This is a genomic window from Actinosynnema sp. NPDC002837, from assembly GCF_040295345.1.
Lineage (GTDB): Bacteria > Actinomycetota > Actinomycetes > Mycobacteriales > Pseudonocardiaceae > Actinosynnema.
The window spans coordinates 52652-68971 of sequence record NZ_JBEOVG010000031.1 but is presented as its reverse complement, the minus strand read 5'-3'; the positions used below and the strand labels follow the sequence as shown (position 1 = coordinate 68971).

16 protein-coding genes are annotated in these 16320 nt (G+C 72.2%); all 16 read right to left on the bottom strand.

Annotated features, from left to right (window positions below; translation table 11 throughout):
- Positions 1 to 4 precede the first annotated feature (4 nt).
- Positions 5 to 2242: a polyribonucleotide nucleotidyltransferase gene (locus ABTZ99_RS21950; protein WP_498780732.1), complete on the bottom strand. Its 2238-nt coding sequence runs from the start codon at positions 2240 to 2242 to the stop codon at positions 5 to 7.
- Positions 2243 to 2468: 226 nt separating this feature from the next.
- Positions 2469 to 2738 carry a 30S ribosomal protein S15 gene (gene rpsO, locus ABTZ99_RS21945; protein ID WP_498780731.1) on the bottom strand — a complete coding sequence of 90 codons (270 nt, stop codon included), beginning with the start codon at positions 2736 to 2738 and terminating at the stop codon, positions 2469 to 2471.
- A 122-nt stretch (positions 2739 to 2860) separates the two neighbouring features.
- On the bottom strand, positions 2861 to 3313 hold the full coding sequence (locus ABTZ99_RS21940; protein ID WP_499613424.1) for a 2'-5' RNA ligase family protein: 453 nt from the start codon (positions 3311 to 3313) through the stop codon (positions 2861 to 2863).
- 12 nt (positions 3314 to 3325) lie between these two features.
- Positions 3326 to 3814 carry a helix-turn-helix domain-containing protein gene (locus tag ABTZ99_RS21935; protein WP_498780728.1) on the bottom strand — a complete coding sequence of 163 codons (489 nt, stop codon included), beginning with the start codon at positions 3812 to 3814 and terminating at the stop codon, positions 3326 to 3328.
- 91 nt (positions 3815 to 3905) lie between these two features.
- Entirely contained in the window at positions 3906 to 4847 is a 942-nt protein-coding gene (locus ABTZ99_RS21930; RefSeq protein ID WP_499613419.1) for a bifunctional riboflavin kinase/FAD synthetase, read from the bottom strand.
- 47 nt (positions 4848 to 4894) lie between these two features.
- Complete coding sequence (locus tag ABTZ99_RS21925) at positions 4895 to 5344, bottom strand: hypothetical protein (protein ID WP_499613416.1); 450 nt, start codon at positions 5342 to 5344, stop codon at positions 4895 to 4897.
- A gap of 17 nt (positions 5345 to 5361) precedes the next feature.
- Positions 5362 to 6279, bottom strand: coding sequence for a tRNA pseudouridine(55) synthase TruB (truB, locus tag ABTZ99_RS21920; protein ID WP_499613413.1), 918 nt, complete (start codon positions 6277 to 6279; stop codon positions 5362 to 5364).
- 11 nt (positions 6280 to 6290) lie between these two features.
- Positions 6291 to 7640, bottom strand: coding sequence for an MFS transporter (locus ABTZ99_RS21915; RefSeq protein WP_498780721.1), 1350 nt, complete (start codon positions 7638 to 7640; stop codon positions 6291 to 6293).
- A gap of 110 nt (positions 7641 to 7750) precedes the next feature.
- Positions 7751 to 9025: an MATE family efflux transporter gene (locus ABTZ99_RS21910; RefSeq protein ID WP_499613451.1), complete on the bottom strand. Its 1275-nt coding sequence runs from the start codon at positions 9023 to 9025 to the stop codon at positions 7751 to 7753.
- A 132-nt stretch (positions 9026 to 9157) separates the two neighbouring features.
- A complete protein-coding gene (locus ABTZ99_RS21905; RefSeq protein ID WP_498780764.1) occupies positions 9158 to 10135 on the bottom strand; it encodes a DHH family phosphoesterase in 978 nt (325 codons plus the stop codon).
- Between the two features lie 127 nt (positions 10136 to 10262).
- Entirely contained in the window at positions 10263 to 10712 is a 450-nt protein-coding gene (gene rbfA / locus ABTZ99_RS21900; protein ID WP_123746043.1) for a 30S ribosome-binding factor RbfA, read from the bottom strand.
- A gap of 49 nt (positions 10713 to 10761) precedes the next feature.
- Complete coding sequence (locus ABTZ99_RS21895; protein WP_498780717.1) at positions 10762 to 11058, bottom strand: DUF503 domain-containing protein; 297 nt, start codon at positions 11056 to 11058, stop codon at positions 10762 to 10764.
- 71 nt (positions 11059 to 11129) lie between these two features.
- Positions 11130 to 14222, bottom strand: coding sequence for a translation initiation factor IF-2 (gene infB / locus ABTZ99_RS21890; protein ID WP_499613409.1), 3093 nt, complete (start codon positions 14220 to 14222; stop codon positions 11130 to 11132).
- An 88-nt stretch (positions 14223 to 14310) separates the two neighbouring features.
- Complete coding sequence (locus ABTZ99_RS21885; RefSeq protein ID WP_499613407.1) at positions 14311 to 14736, bottom strand: YlxR family protein; 426 nt, start codon at positions 14734 to 14736, stop codon at positions 14311 to 14313.
- Entirely contained in the window at positions 14678 to 15700 is a 1023-nt protein-coding gene (nusA, locus tag ABTZ99_RS21880) for a transcription termination factor NusA (RefSeq protein WP_498780712.1), read from the bottom strand. The genes ABTZ99_RS21885 and nusA overlap by 59 nt, the downstream gene beginning before the upstream one ends.
- Complete coding sequence (gene rimP / locus ABTZ99_RS21875) at positions 15697 to 16239, bottom strand: ribosome maturation factor RimP (RefSeq protein WP_498780710.1); 543 nt, start codon at positions 16237 to 16239, stop codon at positions 15697 to 15699. Before rimP ends, nusA begins: the two co-directional genes overlap by 4 nt.
- Positions 16240 to 16320: the final 81 nt, after the last annotated feature.

The following is a 16320-nucleotide window of genomic DNA, read 5'->3' as shown; positions in this document are numbered from 1 at the left end:
GTCGTCACTGCGCGTTGGCCTCGGCAGGTGCGGTGTCCTGCACGGGCGCGTCGCCGGCCGGGGCCTGCTCCGCGTCGTCGCTGACCAGGACCAGGCTGATCTTGCCGCGCTGGTCGATGTCGGCGATCTCGACCTGGAGCTTGTCGCCGACCTTGACGACGTCCTCCACCTTGTTGATGCGCTTGCCGTTGCCCAGCTTCGAGATGTGGATCAGGCCGTCCTTGCCCGGGAGCAGGGACACGAACGCGCCGAACGCCGCGGTCTTCACCACGGTGCCCAGGAAGCGCTCGCCCACCTTCGGCAGCTGCGGGTTCGCGATCGCGTTGATCAGGCCGATCGCGGCCTCGGCCGACGGGCCGTCCGCCGCGCCGACGTAGATCGTGCCGTCGTCCTCGATGGAGATGTCGGCGCCGGTCTGCTCGGTGATCGAGTTGATCATCTTGCCCTTCGGGCCGATGACCTCGCCGATCTTGTCGGTCGGGATCTTGACCGACGTCACGCGCGGCGCGAACGGGCTCATCTCGTCCGGGCTGTCGATGGCCTCGGCCATGACCTCCAGGATGGTCAGGCGCGCGTCGCGGGCCTGGCCCAGCGCGCCCGCGAGCACGTCGGACGGGATGCCGTCGAGCTTGGTGTCGAGCTGGAGCGCGGTGACGAACTCCTTGGTGCCGGCGACCTTGAAGTCCATGTCGCCGAACGCGTCCTCGGCGCCGAGGATGTCGGTCAGCGCGACGTACTCCGTCTTGCCGTCCACCTCGTCGGACACCAGGCCCATGGCGATGCCCGAGACCGGCGCCTTCAGCGGCACGCCGGCGTTGAGCAGCGAGATCGTGGACGCGCAGACCGAGCCCATGGACGTCGAGCCGTTGGAGCCCAGCGCCTCGGACACCTGGCGGATCGCGTAGGGGAACTCCTCGCGCTTGGGCAGCACGGGCATCAGCGCCCGCTCGGCCAGCGCGCCGTGGCCGATCTCGCGGCGCTTGGGCGAGCCCACGCGGCCGGTCTCACCGGTGGAGAACGGCGGGAAGTTGTAGTGGTGCAGGTAGCGCTTGTGCGTCTCGGGGGACAGCGAGTCGATCTGCTGCTCCATGCGCAGCATGTTCAGCGTGGTGACACCCAGGATCTGGGTCTCGCCGCGCTCGAACAGCGCCGAGCCGTGCGCCCTCGGGATGACCTCGACCTCGGCCGACAGCGACCGGATCTCGGTGAGGCCGCGGCCGTCGATGCGCACCTTGTCGCGCAGGATGCGCTGGCGCACGAGCTTCTTGGTCAACGAGCGGAACGCCGCGCCGACCTCCTTCTCGCGACCCTCGAACTGCTCGGCCAGCTTCTCCAGCACCGACGCCTTGATCTCGTCGATGCGGGACTCGCGCTCCTGCTTGCCGCCGATGGTCAGCGCCTGCGCCAGCTCGCCGGCACCGGCCTGCTCGACGGCCTCGAAGGCGTCGGCCTGGTAGGCCGGGTAGGTCGGGAACTCGCCGGTGGCCTTGGCCGCGACCTGCGCCAGCTGGGCCTGCGCCTCGCACAGCACCTTGATGAACGGCTTGGCGGCCTCGAGACCCGCGGCCACGACCTCCTCGGTCGGCGCCTGCGCGCCGTCGCCGATCAGGTCGACGACGTTCTCGGTGGCCTCGGCCTCGACCATCATGATCGCGACGTCGTCACCGACGACGCGGCCGGCGACGACCATGTCGAACACGGCCTTCTCCAGCTGCTCGTGGGTCGGGAACGCCACCCACTGGCCCTCGATCAGCGCCACCCGGACGCCGCCGATCGGGCCGGAGAACGGCAGACCCGCGAGCTGCGTGGACGCCGACGCGGCGTTGATCGCCACGACGTCGTACAGGTCGGCCGGGTTCAGGCTCATCACCGTGATGACGACCTGGATCTCGTTGCGCAGACCGTCCACGAAGGACGGGCGCAGCGGCCGGTCGATGAGGCGGCAGGTCAGGATCGCGTCGGTCGACGGGCGACCCTCGCGGCGGAAGAACGAGCCGGGGATGCGGCCCGCGGCGTACATGCGCTCCTCGACGTCCACCGTGAGGGGGAAGAAGTCGAAGTGCTCCTTGGGGTGCTTCGACGCCGTCGTGGCCGACAGCAGCATCGTCTCGTCGTCCAGGTAGGCGACGACCGAGCCCGCCGCCTGGCGGGCCAGGCGACCGGTCTCGAAGCGGATGGTGCGCGTGCCGAACCGACCGTTGTCGATCGTGGCGGAAGTCTCGTGGACCTCGATGTCCGTCATATGGGTACTCCTCGTCATGCGGGTCACAGCGCGCTCAGGGCGCGGGATCGCGGTTCGGACGAGGCCGGTCTTCGATCGAAGTCCCCTGGGGTTTCCTCTACCAGGGGGCCACTACCGAGGACCGGCGAACTGTCGTCCCGTGCGCCGCGCGTGCTTCCCTCGTCTTTTGTTCTCGAATTAACGCCAAGGGGGAGTGACCTTGGTGGTCACTCCCCCTCGGCAGGTCTCACCTGCGCAGGCCGAGCCGCCCGATGAGGGCGCGGTAGCGCTGGATGTCCACCTTCTGGAGGTAGTTGAGCAGCCGGCGGCGACGGCCGACCAGCAGGAGCAGGCCACGACGCGAGTGGTGGTCGTGCTTGTGCTGCTTCAGGTGCTCCGTCAGGTCGGCGATGCGCTTGCTCAGCAGCGCGACCTGGGCCTCGGCCGAACCGGTGTCCGTGTCGTGGACGCCGTACTCGGAGAGGATGGTCTTCTTCTGTTCGGTGGTCAGTGCCACGTGCTCGTTGCTCCTTGTGCTGGTTAAGTGCCGTGCGGCCCCACGTGAGCGGGGTAGTCGGTACTGGCCGCCACGGACCGCAGCCAGACCCAAATGTCGAGGTTACCAGCAGTGGCGACGCGTTACCCGTTTGCCGTGCTCAAGGGCACTCGGTCGAGCACCGAGTAGCCCTCGGCCGGGTGGCTGCGGACCAGGGCGACCTCGGTGGCCGTCCACTCGCGACCGGTGAACTCCACGTGCGGCAGCACGGCGCCGCGGGCCACGGTGACGTGCGGTCGCCAGTCCGGCGGCACGCGGGCCGCCTCACCCAGCTCGGCCAGGTCGCCGGCCACCCCGATCCACAGCACCTGGCGGAACGTGCCGCTGCCGCGCAGCCTCAGCACGGGCGCGGTCACGCGGTCGAGGCCGTCGAGCTGACCGGCGGGCTCGGCCTCGCCGAAGAACCGGACGGTGACGTGCCAGCGGGCCGGGTGCTGCCAGCGCAGCCGGGAGTGCGCCGCGCGGAACGGGCGGAGGGCGTCGTGCAGCTCCTCGACGACGTCGGCGGGCGGGAAGATGGCGGAGAAGAGGCTCACGAGCGGGGCCGGTCAGGCGTCGCGGACCTTGCCCGCGCGGCGCAGCAGCTCCGCCAGGGCCGGGAAGTCCTCGCCGAGCACGTCGGCGGCCTGGGACAGCTCGCGGCCGTCCGCCAGGCGGCGCAGGAACGGGAACACCACGGCCTCGTCGTCCGCGCTGCCGTTCACCGGCAGTGAGTCGCGGCTCACGGTCGGCTTCGACTGGCGGACGTCCTCCAACGCGCGCTGCAACGCGTCGGGCGAGCCGGACGCGACGTCGGGGGTGAGGACCTTGCGCTCCAGCATGATCATCCGGGCCAGCACGGACGGGTTGCCGATCTTGGCCCGCCGTCCGCTCATGACCTGGCTCAGCATCGGCGCGCTGATGCCGAGCACGTCCGCGAGCTGGGCCTGGGAGATGCTGAACGCGACCACGAGCCGGCGCACCCGGTCGCCCAAGGGTTCCCCGTACCACTCCCGCTGCAACGCGAGATTGCGCTGGACGATCTTGTGGTCCTCCACCTTCGCCTCTCCCCTGACCGACGGACGTGTCAGGCATCTTGCCAGGTCGCCCGGTGTCGCACGGTGGGTTCCACCCACCTGGTTCAACCTGTCAGGCGTCACCCGGATCCAGCAGGAGGTCACGTGCGGTGGCCACGTCGCGGTGCATCTGCTCCAGCAGCGACTCGACGCTGTCGAACTTCACCATGTCCCGCAGCCGGTCCACGAAGTCGAGCGCGACCCGCTGGCCGTAGAAGTCCTCGTCCACGTCGAGCACGAACGCCTCGACCCGCCGCTCCCGGCCGGAGAACGTCGGGTTGGTGCCCACGCTCACCGCGGCCTTGAGGCGGCGGCCGGAGCCGTGCACGAACCAGCACGCGTACACGCCGTCCGCCGGCACCGCGGCGAACCGCGCGGTCGACAGGTTGGCCGTGGGGAAGCCCAGTTCCTTGCCGCGGCCGTCGCCGCGCACCACGATGCCCTCCAGCCGGTGCGGCCGGCCGAGCGCCTGCGCCGCGGCGGCCACGTCGCCCGCGTCGATGCACGCCCGGATGTAGGTCGACGAGTACGTGACGCCGTCGTCGGTCACCAGATCCGCCCCCTCGGTCACGAAACCGAATCTCTTGCCCAGCTCGCGCAGCAGCGTCACGTTGCCCGCCGCCTTGTGGCCGAACGTGAAGTTCTCCCCCACCACCACGGCCGCCACGTGCAGCCGGTCCACCAGCACCTCGTGCGCGAACTCGTCGGCCGGCGTGCGCGAGAGCTCGGCGGTGAACGGGATCACGCAGAACACGTCGACGCCGAGGCCCTCGACCAGCTCGGCCCGCCGGTGCAGGCTCGTCAGCTGGGCCGGGTGGCTGCCCGGCCGGACCACTTCGGACGGGTGCGGGTCGAAGGTGATGAGGACGCTCGGCACGCCCTTGTCCTCGGCCAACCCGACCGCGCGGTCGATCAGCGCCTGGTGCCCGCGGTGGACGCCGTCGAACACGCCGATGGTCACCACGCAGCGGCCCCAGCCGCCGGGCAGGTGGTCGAGCCCTCTCCAGCGTTGCACGCGGGCCAGCCTAGGCCGTCGGCCCCGGCGCGCCGGCCGAGGTCGGGCTAGTCGTGACGGATGTCGCGACCGGCCTGGTGGACGGTGCCGCCGTCGCGCGCGACCGCGTTCTGGTTGACCGTGGTCGGCGAGTTGATCGTGACCGGGCCGAGGTTGCCACCCTGCACGACGGTGCCGTGCACCGTGCCGCTGATGTTGTTGTGCACGTTCGCGGTGGACGGCTGCGACTGCGGTTGCGGTTGCGGCTCGGCGGTGGCCGGTTCGGTCGACCCCGCCGGTTCGGGTCGCTCGGCCGCTTCGGATCGCTCGGCCGGTTCGGCCGGCGGCGTCGGGGCCGGTGCTTGCACGCGCAGGGCGATGACCACGCCCAACGCGGTGAGCAGCACGACCGTCACCCACGCCCACGGGTTCGCGCGGCCGTCGGTGGCGAGGTTGATCGCCACCCCCGTGGCCGACGTCACCACACCGGCCGCGGCCGGCCACACCCATCTCGACATGTCGTCCACGGTAGGCCTCATCCGCTCGGCGTGAGTACCACCAACGGCTTGGCGATCGGACCCTCGTCCTTCGCCAGCGCCACCACGTGGCCGTCCGGGCCGAAGACGCCGTACGTGCCGTCCAGCCCGCCCGCGGCCAGCCGTTGGCCGTGCGAGAGGGCGACCGCCTCGCGGGGCGCGATCTCGCGGCGGGGGAACGCGGTGGCCACGGCCGAGTCCAGGTCCAGGGACAGGCCCGGCGCGCTCTCCAGCTGCTCCAGCGTCTTGGCCACGCGCAGGTCGAACGGGCCGACGCGCGTGCGGCGCAGGGCCGCCAGGTGGCCGCCGACGCCGAGGTCCGCGCCGAGGTCGCGGGCCAGCGCGCGCACGTAGGTCCCGGACGAGCACTCCACCATCACGTCGAGCTCGGTGACGCCCTCGCCCTCGCGGCGGATCGACAGCACGTCGAAGCGGTGCACCGTGACCGGGCGCGCCGGGATCTCCACCGTCTCGCCCGCGCGGACCCGCGCGTAGGCGCGCTTGCCGTCGATCTTCACCGCGCTCACCGCGCTGGGCACCTGCTCGATCGCGCCGGTCAGCTTCGCCACACCGGCCCGGATCGCGTCCTCGTCCACTTCGGACGCGTCGGCCGTGGAGAGCACCTCGCCCTCGGCGTCGTCGGTCGTGGTGGACGAGCCGAGGCGGATCGTCGACAGGTACGCCTTGCTGTCCAGCGCGAGGTGGCCGAGCAGCTTGGTGGCCCGCTCGATGCCGAGCACGAGCACGCCGGTCGCCATCGGGTCGAGCGTGCCCGCGTGCCCGACCTTGCGGGTGCCGAGGATGCGGCGGACCTTGGCCACCACGTCGTGGGAGGTCATGCCGTCGGGCTTGTCGATCACGACGAGGCCGGGCGGGACGGGTGGCCCAGAGGGACGAACACGAGAAGATGCGGACACGGACGAGGATCCTAGGCGTCGACCAAAGCGCGCTTGCCGGCCGCGCCGGTCGCCACGTCCCACCGGCGGCGGCGCAACTGCACGGGCACGGACTCGCCGCGGTCCTCGGCGGCGAACACCGCGGCGCGCGCCCGGCGCCACCACACCACCGTGCGCCACAGGCCCGCCAGCAACACCGCCACCACGGACGAGAACGCGACCCGGTACGCCTGCGGCGCCGAGAGCACGGGCTCGACCACGTCCAGCAGCACGCCGACGGCCAGGGCGGTGAACGTGATCGCGGCGAACCCGCCGACGTTGGCCACGCCGGTCGCCGTGCTCACCCGGTGCAGCGGGTTGTAGTCGCGCACCAGCGCGAACGCCACGCCGGACGCCGGGTTGCCCAGCGCCAGCACCGCGAACACCGCGTACAGCGCGGGCGTCGGCAGCACACCGCCCGGCCAGCCGAGCAGCACGGCCCAGGACAGCACCGCCACGGCGAGGTAGGCGCCGACGATCGGCATCCGCCACTCCGGCCGGTTGCCGATCACCGTGCCCATCACCGGCCCGGTCACGATCGCCACCAGCACCAGCGTGCTCAGCACCGCCGACGCCGACGGCCGCGACAGGCCCTGCGCCTCGACCAGGTACGGGAAACCCCACAGCAGGCCCAGCACGGCGGGCGCGGACATCGACGTGAAGTGCACCCAGAACCCGAGGCGGGTGCTCGGCTCGCGCCACGCCTCCTTCACCTTCGCGCCCACCGCGCGCAACGGCACCGGCTCGACCACGGGCTGCGGGACGCCGTCGGGCACCTCGCGCACGCGCCACGCGACCACCGCCGCGTACGCCGCCGTGGCCAGGCCCGCGACCAGGAACGTCACCGTCCAGCCCGCGTTGTCCAGCAGCAAGGTCAGCGGCACGGTGGCCAGCAGGTTGCCCGCGCCGCCCAGCGCGGCGGACAGCGTCATGACCACGGTGAACCGGCGGGGCGGGAAGTGGGCGGCGGCCAGGCGCAGCACGCTGACCCACGTCATGGCGTCGCCGACGCCGAGCACCGCGCGTGCGGCCAGGCCGAGCGGGTAGGACTCGGCGAGCGCGAACAGGGTCTGGCCCACGCCCATGAGCAGGGCCGCGGCGGTGAGCACGCGGCGCGGGCCGAAGCGGTCCACCAGCAGGCCGGTGGGGATCTGCATCAGCGCGTAGAGGCCGATCTGCAGCACGGTGAACGTGCCGAGCGCGGCGGGTCCGACGGCGAAGCGGTCGCTCGCCTCCAGGCCGGCGACGCCGAGCGAGGTCCGGTGGAACAGGGCGGCGATGTAGACGAGGACGGCGGTTGACCAGATCAGCCACGCTCGTTTGGTGGCACGATCGACCGGCAAGGGGTGTCTCCTAGGCTTCCGTGCGGCAGCACTCGCAGTATCGGGAAACAGTTGCCTACTGTTAACGATTCCGGAGGGTGCCGAACACCACATCACGCCTGGTCACCGCGTCACCACACGGTGCCGACGCGCGCCCACTTCCCCGATCTGGTGCGCATGAGGACCAGCACGAGCCGCAGCACCATGAACGCCGACAGGCCGCTCCAGATCCCGATCAGCCCCCAGCCGAACGCGTGCGACGCCCACACCAGCGGCAGGAAGCCGAGTGCCGCCGAGGCCAGCGTCGCGGTGCGCAGGAACGCCGCGTCGCCCGCGCCGAGCAGCACGCCGTCCAGCGCGAACACCACGCCGGCGATCGGCTGCAGGCCCACGAAGAACCACCAGGCGTGCGGGATCTCGTCCAGCACGGCCCGGTCGCTGGTGAACACCATCGGCAGCGGGCTGGCCAGCGCCGCGAACAGGACGCCGAGCAGCACGCCGAACCACAGCCCGTACCCGGTCACCTGCCAGGCGAACCGGCGCGCCTGCTCACGGCGTTCCGCGCCGAGCGCCGCGCCGATGATCGACTGCGCGGCGATCGCCAACGAGTCCAGCACGAGCGCGAGGAACGTCCACAGCTGCAGCACGACCTGGTGCGCCCCGACCGCGCCGACCGACGTGCGCGCGGCCACCGCCGCGGCGGACAGGAAGCACGCCTGGAACGCGAGGCTGCGCAGGACGAGGTCCCGGCCCAGGCCCAGCTGGGCCCGCATGCGGTGCCGGTCGGGCCGCAGGCTCACCCGTTCCGAGCGCAGCGCCTTGAAGAACAGCCCGGCGGAGAGCACCTGGGCGATCACGTTCGCGATCGCGGAGCCCTCCAGGCCCCAGTGCGCGCCGTGCACCAGGACCGGGCACAGCACGGCCGAGACGGCGTTGCCGACGAGCACGTACCGCAGCGGGCGCCGGGTGTCCTGCACACCGCGCATCCAACCGTTGCCGGCCATCGTGACCAGCACGAACGGCGCGCCGAACAACGCGATCCGCAGCCACGCGACGGCGTTGTCGGCCACCTCGCCGCCACCGCCGAGCAGCCGTGCGGCGGGACCGGCCAGCACCTGACCGAGCACGATCACCAGCGCGCCCACGGCCAGCGCCAGCCACGTCGCCTGCACGCCCTCCTCGACCGCCTCGCGCCGCCGGCCCGCGCCGAACAGCCGTGCCGTGCGCGCCGTCGTGCCGTAGGAGAGGAACGTCAACTGGGTCGCGACCTGCGTGAACAGCACGCCGCCGACCGCGAGGCCCGCCAGCGGCAGCGCGCCGAGGTGCCCCACGACCGCCGTGTCCACCAGCACGTACAGCGGCTCGGCCGCCAACACCACCAGCGCGGGCGCGGCCAACCCGACCATCCTGCGCGCCGGAACCCGCTCCTCCACCTGATCCCCTCAATGCACGACGAACCGTCCCGGACGCAGGACTCACCCGCGTGTCCTACGTCCGGAACGCGCGTGTCCTGCGCCCGGAACACCCGAGTCGAACGCTCAGGACGGCGCGGTCACGGTCTCCAGGGCGGCACGCAGGCTCGCCAGCACCTCGTCGGCCTCGCCGGCGGCGGTGAAGCCCGCGGCCAGCCGGTGGCCACCGCCGCCGAGCAGCTGCGCGACCTCGCGCACGTCCACCCGGCTCACCGCGCGCAACGACACCGACCACGACGACGGCCGCAGCTCCTTCAGCACCGCCGCCACCTCGGCCTCGGCCGTGGTGCGCACGAGGTCGACCACGCTCTCGACCTCCTCGGGCCGCAGCCCGGCGGCGTCCTCCAGCGTCACGACGGCGTGCACGAACCCCAGCCCACCCGCCGCGTCACGCTCCAGGCGCGCCCGGCTCAGCACCTTCGCCAACATGCCCAGGTACCCGAACGGGTGAGAGTCCATCAACGGCCGGGCCACGGCCTCGGCGTCCACCCCGGCCGCGAGCAGCCGGGCGGCCACCTCGTGCGTCGTCGCCGACGCGTGCCGGAACGACCGCGTGTCCGTCACCAGACCCGCGTACACGCACCGCGCCACCGGCTCGTCCAGCTCGACGCCCAGCACGTCCAGCAGCCGCAGCACCACGAGCGCGGTCGCCTCGGCCCGGTCGTCCACCACGTTCACGTGCCCGAACCCCGGGTTCGACACGTGGTGGTCCACCACGACCACCACACCGGCGGTGGACACCCGATCGGCCAACGGACCAAGCCGCCCGACACTGCCCGTGTCCAACGCGACCAGCACCGGCGGCGCGGCGGGCACCGCGGACGCGGGCACCAGCAGCCCCGCCACGTCCAGGTCCCGCAACGTCTCCGGCACCTCGGCCGGCGCGCCGAACGACACCCGGACCACCGCGCCCCGGCGGTGCAGGGCCAGCCCCAGCGCCAACGCGCTGCCCAACGCGTCCGCGTCGGGGTTCACGTGCGCCAGCAGCGTCACGTCGGTGGCGGTGGACAGGACGCGAGCGGCCTCCGCGAGTTCCGCGCTCAAGTCGCCGGTCGCGCGGAGGCCGTCGGACACCCGGGCGCCATCGGACGCGCGGACACCATCGGACGCGCTCGGGTCGGGAGACGCGCTCGGGTCGTTCAAGCTCGGATCGTTGTGCACGGCGAGAACGCTAGTCGGCGTCCTCGGCCTCGCGCGGAGGCTTGTACGGGTCCGGCTCGCCCGCCGGCTCCGCGCCGTGCGCGATGCGCGCCACCTCGGCGTCCAGCTCCCGCGCCTTGGCCAGCAGTTCGTCCATCCGACGCGCCTCGGCGGGCACGTTGTCGGTGACGAACGACAGGGTCGGCGTGAACCGGACACCGGTCTGCTGGCCGACCATGGTGCGCAGCACGCCCTTGGCCTTCTCCAGCGCGGCGGCGGCGCCCGCGAGGTCCGGCTCGGAGTCGAGCTTCTCGCCGAGCACGGTGTAGTAGATCGTCGCGTCGTGCAGGTCGCCGGTCACCCTCGTGTCCGTGATGGTGACGCGAGCCAGCCGGGGGTCCTTCACCTCGTGCTCCAGCGCGGAAGCCACGATCTGCGAGATCCGCTTGGCCAGCTTGCGAGCCCGTGCCTGGTCGGCCACGGCGCTCCCCTCCTGTCGTTGCGATTCGTCGCCTGCTCGGCGACGCTTGCTAGTCGTCCTCCGGCCCGACCAACCTGTGGCGGGCGGAGAGAAGTTCCAGTTCGGGCCGTCCGGCCACCAGCCGCTCGCAGGCGGCCATCAGGTCCCTCACATGCTCGGCGTCGGCGGCGACGGCCGCCACTCCGATCAGGGCCCGGCGGTGCAGGTCCAGGTGGCCCGCCTCGGCGACCGACACCTCGAACCTGCGGCGCAGCTCGGCCACGATGGGCTTGACCACGGACCGCTTCTGCTTCAACGAGTGCACGTCGCCGAGCAGCACGTCCAACTCAAGGGCACCGACGAACACAGATGATCACCAAGGGTGTCCAGAGGTGCGGGGCCGCCGGCTACGACGGCCCCGCACCTGGCTGAAGACGATCAGGCGCGCGGCTTCTCGCGCATCTCGAACGTCTCGATGATGTCGCCGACCTTCAGGTCGCTGTAGTTGCCGAGCGTCAGACCGCACTCGAAGCCCTCGCGGACCTCGGTCGCGTCGTCCTTGAACCGGCGCAGCGAGCTGATCGGCAGGTTCTCCTGCACGACGTTGTTGTCGCGCAGCAGGCGGGCCCGGGCGTTGCGCCGGATCTCGCCCGACATCACGAGGCAACCCGCGATCGTGCCGACCTTGGAGGACTTGAAGACCTCGCGGACCTCCGCGCGGCCCAGCTGGACCTCTTCGTACTCCGGCTTGAGCATGCCCTTCAGGGCCTGCTCGATCTCGTCGATCGCCTGGTAGATCACCGTGTAGTAGCGGACGTCCACGCCCTCGCGGTTGGCGAGCTCGGTGGCCTTGCCCTCGGCCCGGACGTTGAAGCCCAGGACGATGGCGCTACCCGCGACGGCGAGGTTGATGTCGCCTTCGGTGATGCCACCGACGCCGCGGTGGATGACCCGCAGCTCGACGTCGTCGCCGACCTCGATCTTCATCAGCGCGTCCTCGAGGGCCTCGACGGTACCCGAGTTGTCGCCCTTGATGATCAAGGTGAGGGCGCTCGTCTCCTTCAGCGCGGCGTCCAGGTCCTCCAGGCTGACGCGCTTGCGCTTCGCGGCGTTCATCGCGTTGCGGTTGCGGGCCTGGCGGCGCTCGGCGATCTGCCGGGCCACCCGGTCCTCCTCGACCACGAGGAACGTGTCGCCCGCGCCGGGCACCGAGGTGAGGCCGATGACCTGCACCGGACGCGACGGCGTCGCCACCGTGACGTCCGCGCCGTGCTCGTCGACCATGCGGCGCACGCGACCGTAGGCGGCGCCCGCCACGATCGAGTCACCCACGCGGAGCGAACCGCGCTGGACCAGCACCGTGGCCACCGGGCCGCGACCGCGGTCCAGGTGCGCCTCGATGGCGACGCCCTGCGCCTCCATCTCCGGGTTGGCCCGCAGGTCGAGCGAGGCGTCGGCGGTCAGCAGGATCGCTTCCAGCAGGCCGTCGATGTTGATGCCCTGCTTCGCCGAGATGTCGACGAACATGGTCTCGCCGCCGTACTCCTCGGCGACCAGCCCGTACTCGGTGAGCTGCTGGCGGATCTTGGCGGGGTTGGCCCCCTCCTTGTCGATCTTGTTCACCGCGACCACGATCGGCGCGTTGGCCGCCTGGGCGTGGTTGATCGCCTCCACCGTCTGCGGCATCACGCCGTCGTCGGCCGCCACCACGATGACCGCGATGTCGGTCGAGTTCGCACCACGCGCACGCATGGCGGTGAACGCCTCGTGACCCGGGGTGTCGATGAACGTGATCAGGCGCTCGTTGCCCTCGAGCTCCGTGTTCACCTGGTAGGCGCCGATGTGCTGGGTGATGCCACCCGCCTCGCCCTCGGCCACCTTCGCCGTGCGGATGGTGTCCAACAGGCGCGTCTTGCCGTGGTCGACGTGACCCATGACGGTGACGACCGGCGGGCGGATCTGGAGGTCCTCCTCGCCGCCGGCGTCGTCGCCGTAGGTGATGTCGAACGTCTCCAGCAGCTCGCGGTCCTCCTCCTCGGGGGACACGACCTGCACGTTGTAGTTCATCTCGGAGCCGAGCAGCTCCAGGATCTCGTCGGAGACGGACTGCGTCGCGGTGACCATCTCGCCGAGGTGGAACAGCACCTGCACCAGCGAGGCCGGGTTGGCGTTGATCTTGTCGGCGAAGTCGGTCAGCGAGGCGCCACGCGGCAGGCGGATCGTCTCGCCGCTGCCCTTGGGCAGGCGGACGCCACCGACCGAAGGCGCCTGCATGTTGTCCATGTACTCCTGGCGCTTCTGCCGCTTCGACTTGCGGCCACGACGCGCCGGACCACCGGGACGGCCGAAGGCACCCGCGGCGCCGCCGCGACCACCGGGACCGCCACCACCGGGACGACCGCGGAAACCGCCGCCACCACCGGCCGGTGCGCCACCGCCACCGCCGCCACCGCCGCCGGGGCGGAAGCCACCGCCGCCGCCACCGCCGCCACCGGGACGGAAGCCGCCACCGGCGCCACCGCCGCCGCCACCGGGGCGGAAGCCGCCACCGGCGCCACCGCCACCACCGGGACGACCGCCGCCGCCACCAGGACCACGACCACCGCCGCCGCCACCGGGACCGCCGGGGCCACGACCGCCGCCACCACCGCCACCGGGGCGGGGCGCGGGACGACCGGGCATCATGCCCGGGTTCGGCCGGGGCGGCATGTTGCCGGGGTTGGGCCGGGGACCGCCGGGACCGCCACCGGAGCCACCCGGACGGGGGCCTGCCGGACGCGAGTCACCGGGCTTGGGGCCGGACGGCCGCTCGCCGCCACCCGGCGCGGCCGGGCGGGGCGCCTGCGGACGCGGCGCCGGAGCGCCACCGCCCACGCCGAACGGGTTGTTGCCCGGACGCGGGGGCCGCGGGCCGGCGGGCTTGGGGGCCTGCGGGCGCGGCGGGACCACGGACGGGGGGTTCTGCGCCGCCGCGGGCTGCTGCTGCGGTGCGCGGGGGCCGGGACGAGGGCCGGGGCCACTGGTCCGCGGCGCCTGCTGGGGCGCCTGCTGGGGCCGCTGCTGCGGCTGCGGCGCGGGCGCCGCGGTCGGCTGCTGCTTGGGCGCCTGGACGGGCGTCGGAGCCGCGGCCGCTGCCGGGGCCGGGGCCTCGGGCTGCGCGGCGGGAGCCGGAGCCGCGGGCGCCGGAGCGGCGGGCTTGGCCACCGGCTTGGGCGCCATCGGCTTGGGACCGGGCACCGGGCGGGGACCCGGCTTGCCGGCGGTCGCCGGCGGGCGCGGGGCCTCGCTCTTGGTCTCGCCCGAGGCCGCGCTCGTCGGCGCGGGCTTCGGCGGCGCCGGGCGGGCGCCTGCGGGCTTGGGCTTGGACTCGCCCTTGGCGTAGGCGTCACGGAGCCGCCGGGCCACGGGGGCCTCGACGGTGCTGGACGCGGACTTCACGTACTCGCCCTGGTCGGCGAGCTTGGTGAGTAGTTCTTTACTCGTGACTCCGAGCTCTTTGGCGAGCTCGTGCACGCGGGCCTTACCTGCCACTGCACTCCTCTGTGAGGGAGGCCGGCGGGCAAGTCCCGTCGACCTCGTCTTAACGTCGCGCGTTCATGTCTTCAGCTTCACGGCTGACTCATGACGGGTCGACCTGCTTCCTTGCTTCCTGCTGGTCACGGGGCGATCCCGCGACCTCCTGCCCACACTGCTCGAGATGACCGCGCACGCGTTTCACGTCGAGCGGACCCTGGACCCTGAAGGCCCGGGGGAACGCCCGTCGCTTCTCGGCGTTGCGGAGGCAGTCCGGATCGGGGTGCAGCCATGCTCCCCTACCGGGCAACCGTCGACGTGTGTCCGGGACCACAGCCCCGTCCACGACCACCACGCGCAGCAGCTCGGAGGGCAACGTCCGAGAGCGGCATCCGATGCACGTACGAACCGGGCCGATGTGCGCGAGATCCGATCCCCGACGTTGAACCACTGAGAAGTCTATCCCCTGTTGCCTATTCAGCCGAACCGGATGCCGATGCGCCCGCCGGAGCGGCCCCGCCGGCCTCCGCATCACTGCGGATGTCGATGCGCCAGCCGGTGAGCCTGGCGGCCAACCGGGCGTTCTGCCCCTCCTTGCCGATGGCGAGGGAGAGCTGGAAGTCCGGGACCACGACCCGTGCCGTCTTGGCGCGCTCGTCGAGCACCTTGACGGAGACAACCTTCGCCGGTGACAAGGCATTCCCGACGAACGTGGCCGGGTCGTCGGAGTGGTCGATGATGTCGATCTTCTCACCGGCCAGCTCGCTCATGACGTTGCGCACGCGGGCGCCCATCGGCCCGATGCACGCGCCCTTGGCGTTGACGCCGGGGACGGTCGTGCGGACCGCGATCTTCGAACGGTGACCTGCCTCACGTGCCACCGCGGGGATCTCCACGGTGCCGTCGGCGATCTCCGGGACCTCGAGCGCGAACAGCCTGCGCACCAGGTTCGGGTGCGTGCGCGAAAGGGTGATCTGGGGGCCTCGCGAGCCGCGGGACACGCCGACGACGTAGCACTTGAGGCGCGAGCCGTGCTCGTAGGACTCGCCGGGCACCTGCTCGGCGGGCGGCAGCACGCCCTCGGTGTCGCCGACCTGGACCACGACCATGCCGCGGGCGTTGGCGCGGGCGTCGCGCTGCACGACGCCGGCGATGATCTCGCCCTCCTTGGCGGAGAACTCGCCGAACGTGCGCTCGTGCTCGGCGTCGCGCAGGCGCTGGAGGATGACCTGGCGGGCGGTGGTGGCGGCGATGCGGCCGAAACCCTCGGGGGTGTCGTCCCACTCCTCGGCCACGGTGCCGTCCGGGTTGAGCTCCTGGGCGAGCACGCGCACCGCGCCGCTCTTGCGGTCGATCTCGACGCGGGAGTGGGCGTGGTGGCCCTCGGTGTGCTTGTAGGCGGTCAGCAGGGCCGTCTCGATGGCTTCGAGAACGGTGTCGAAGGGGATGTCCTTGTCCCGTTCGATCGCCCTGAGAGCGGCGATGTCGACGTTCACTCCGACTCCTCCTTCAGGTGCTTGCCTTCGAGGAGCGCGAGCTCGTCGACCGGCGGCTGCTTGAACTCGACTTCGACGACGGCGCGCTCGATCGTCCGGTACTCGACGCGGCGCAGCTCGCCCTTGACCAGCAGCACGACGCCGGTGTCGTCGGCATCGCCGACCCGGCCGAAGAACTCGACCGGGTCCGGTTCCTTGGCAGGGGCCTGCGGCTTGACCTTCACCAGGCGCAGCCGGTTGCGCTTCCAGTGGCGAGGCTTGGTGAGCGGGCGGTCCGCGCCGGGCGAGGTGACCTCGAGCGTGTACGGCCCGGCGATCAGGTGCTCGTTGGCGTCGAGGGCGGCGGAGACGGCGCGGCTGGCCTGCGCCACCTCGTCCAACCCGATCCCGTCGTCGCCGTCCACGACCACCTTGACCAGCCTGCGACGCCCAGCCTGGTTCACGTCGAGCAGTTCGAGGTCGAAGCCGATCGCCTCGACCGCCTCCCGCACGACGGGTGTTAGCTGCGCGGCGAGTTCTCCGCGCGGCGGGCTGGACATGTGGTGACTCCAGGTTCTGTTCGAGTGCAGAGGGCACGGCAACCCCGGCCGACGCTGCACTTCGCCGGCCGTGGTCGCCCA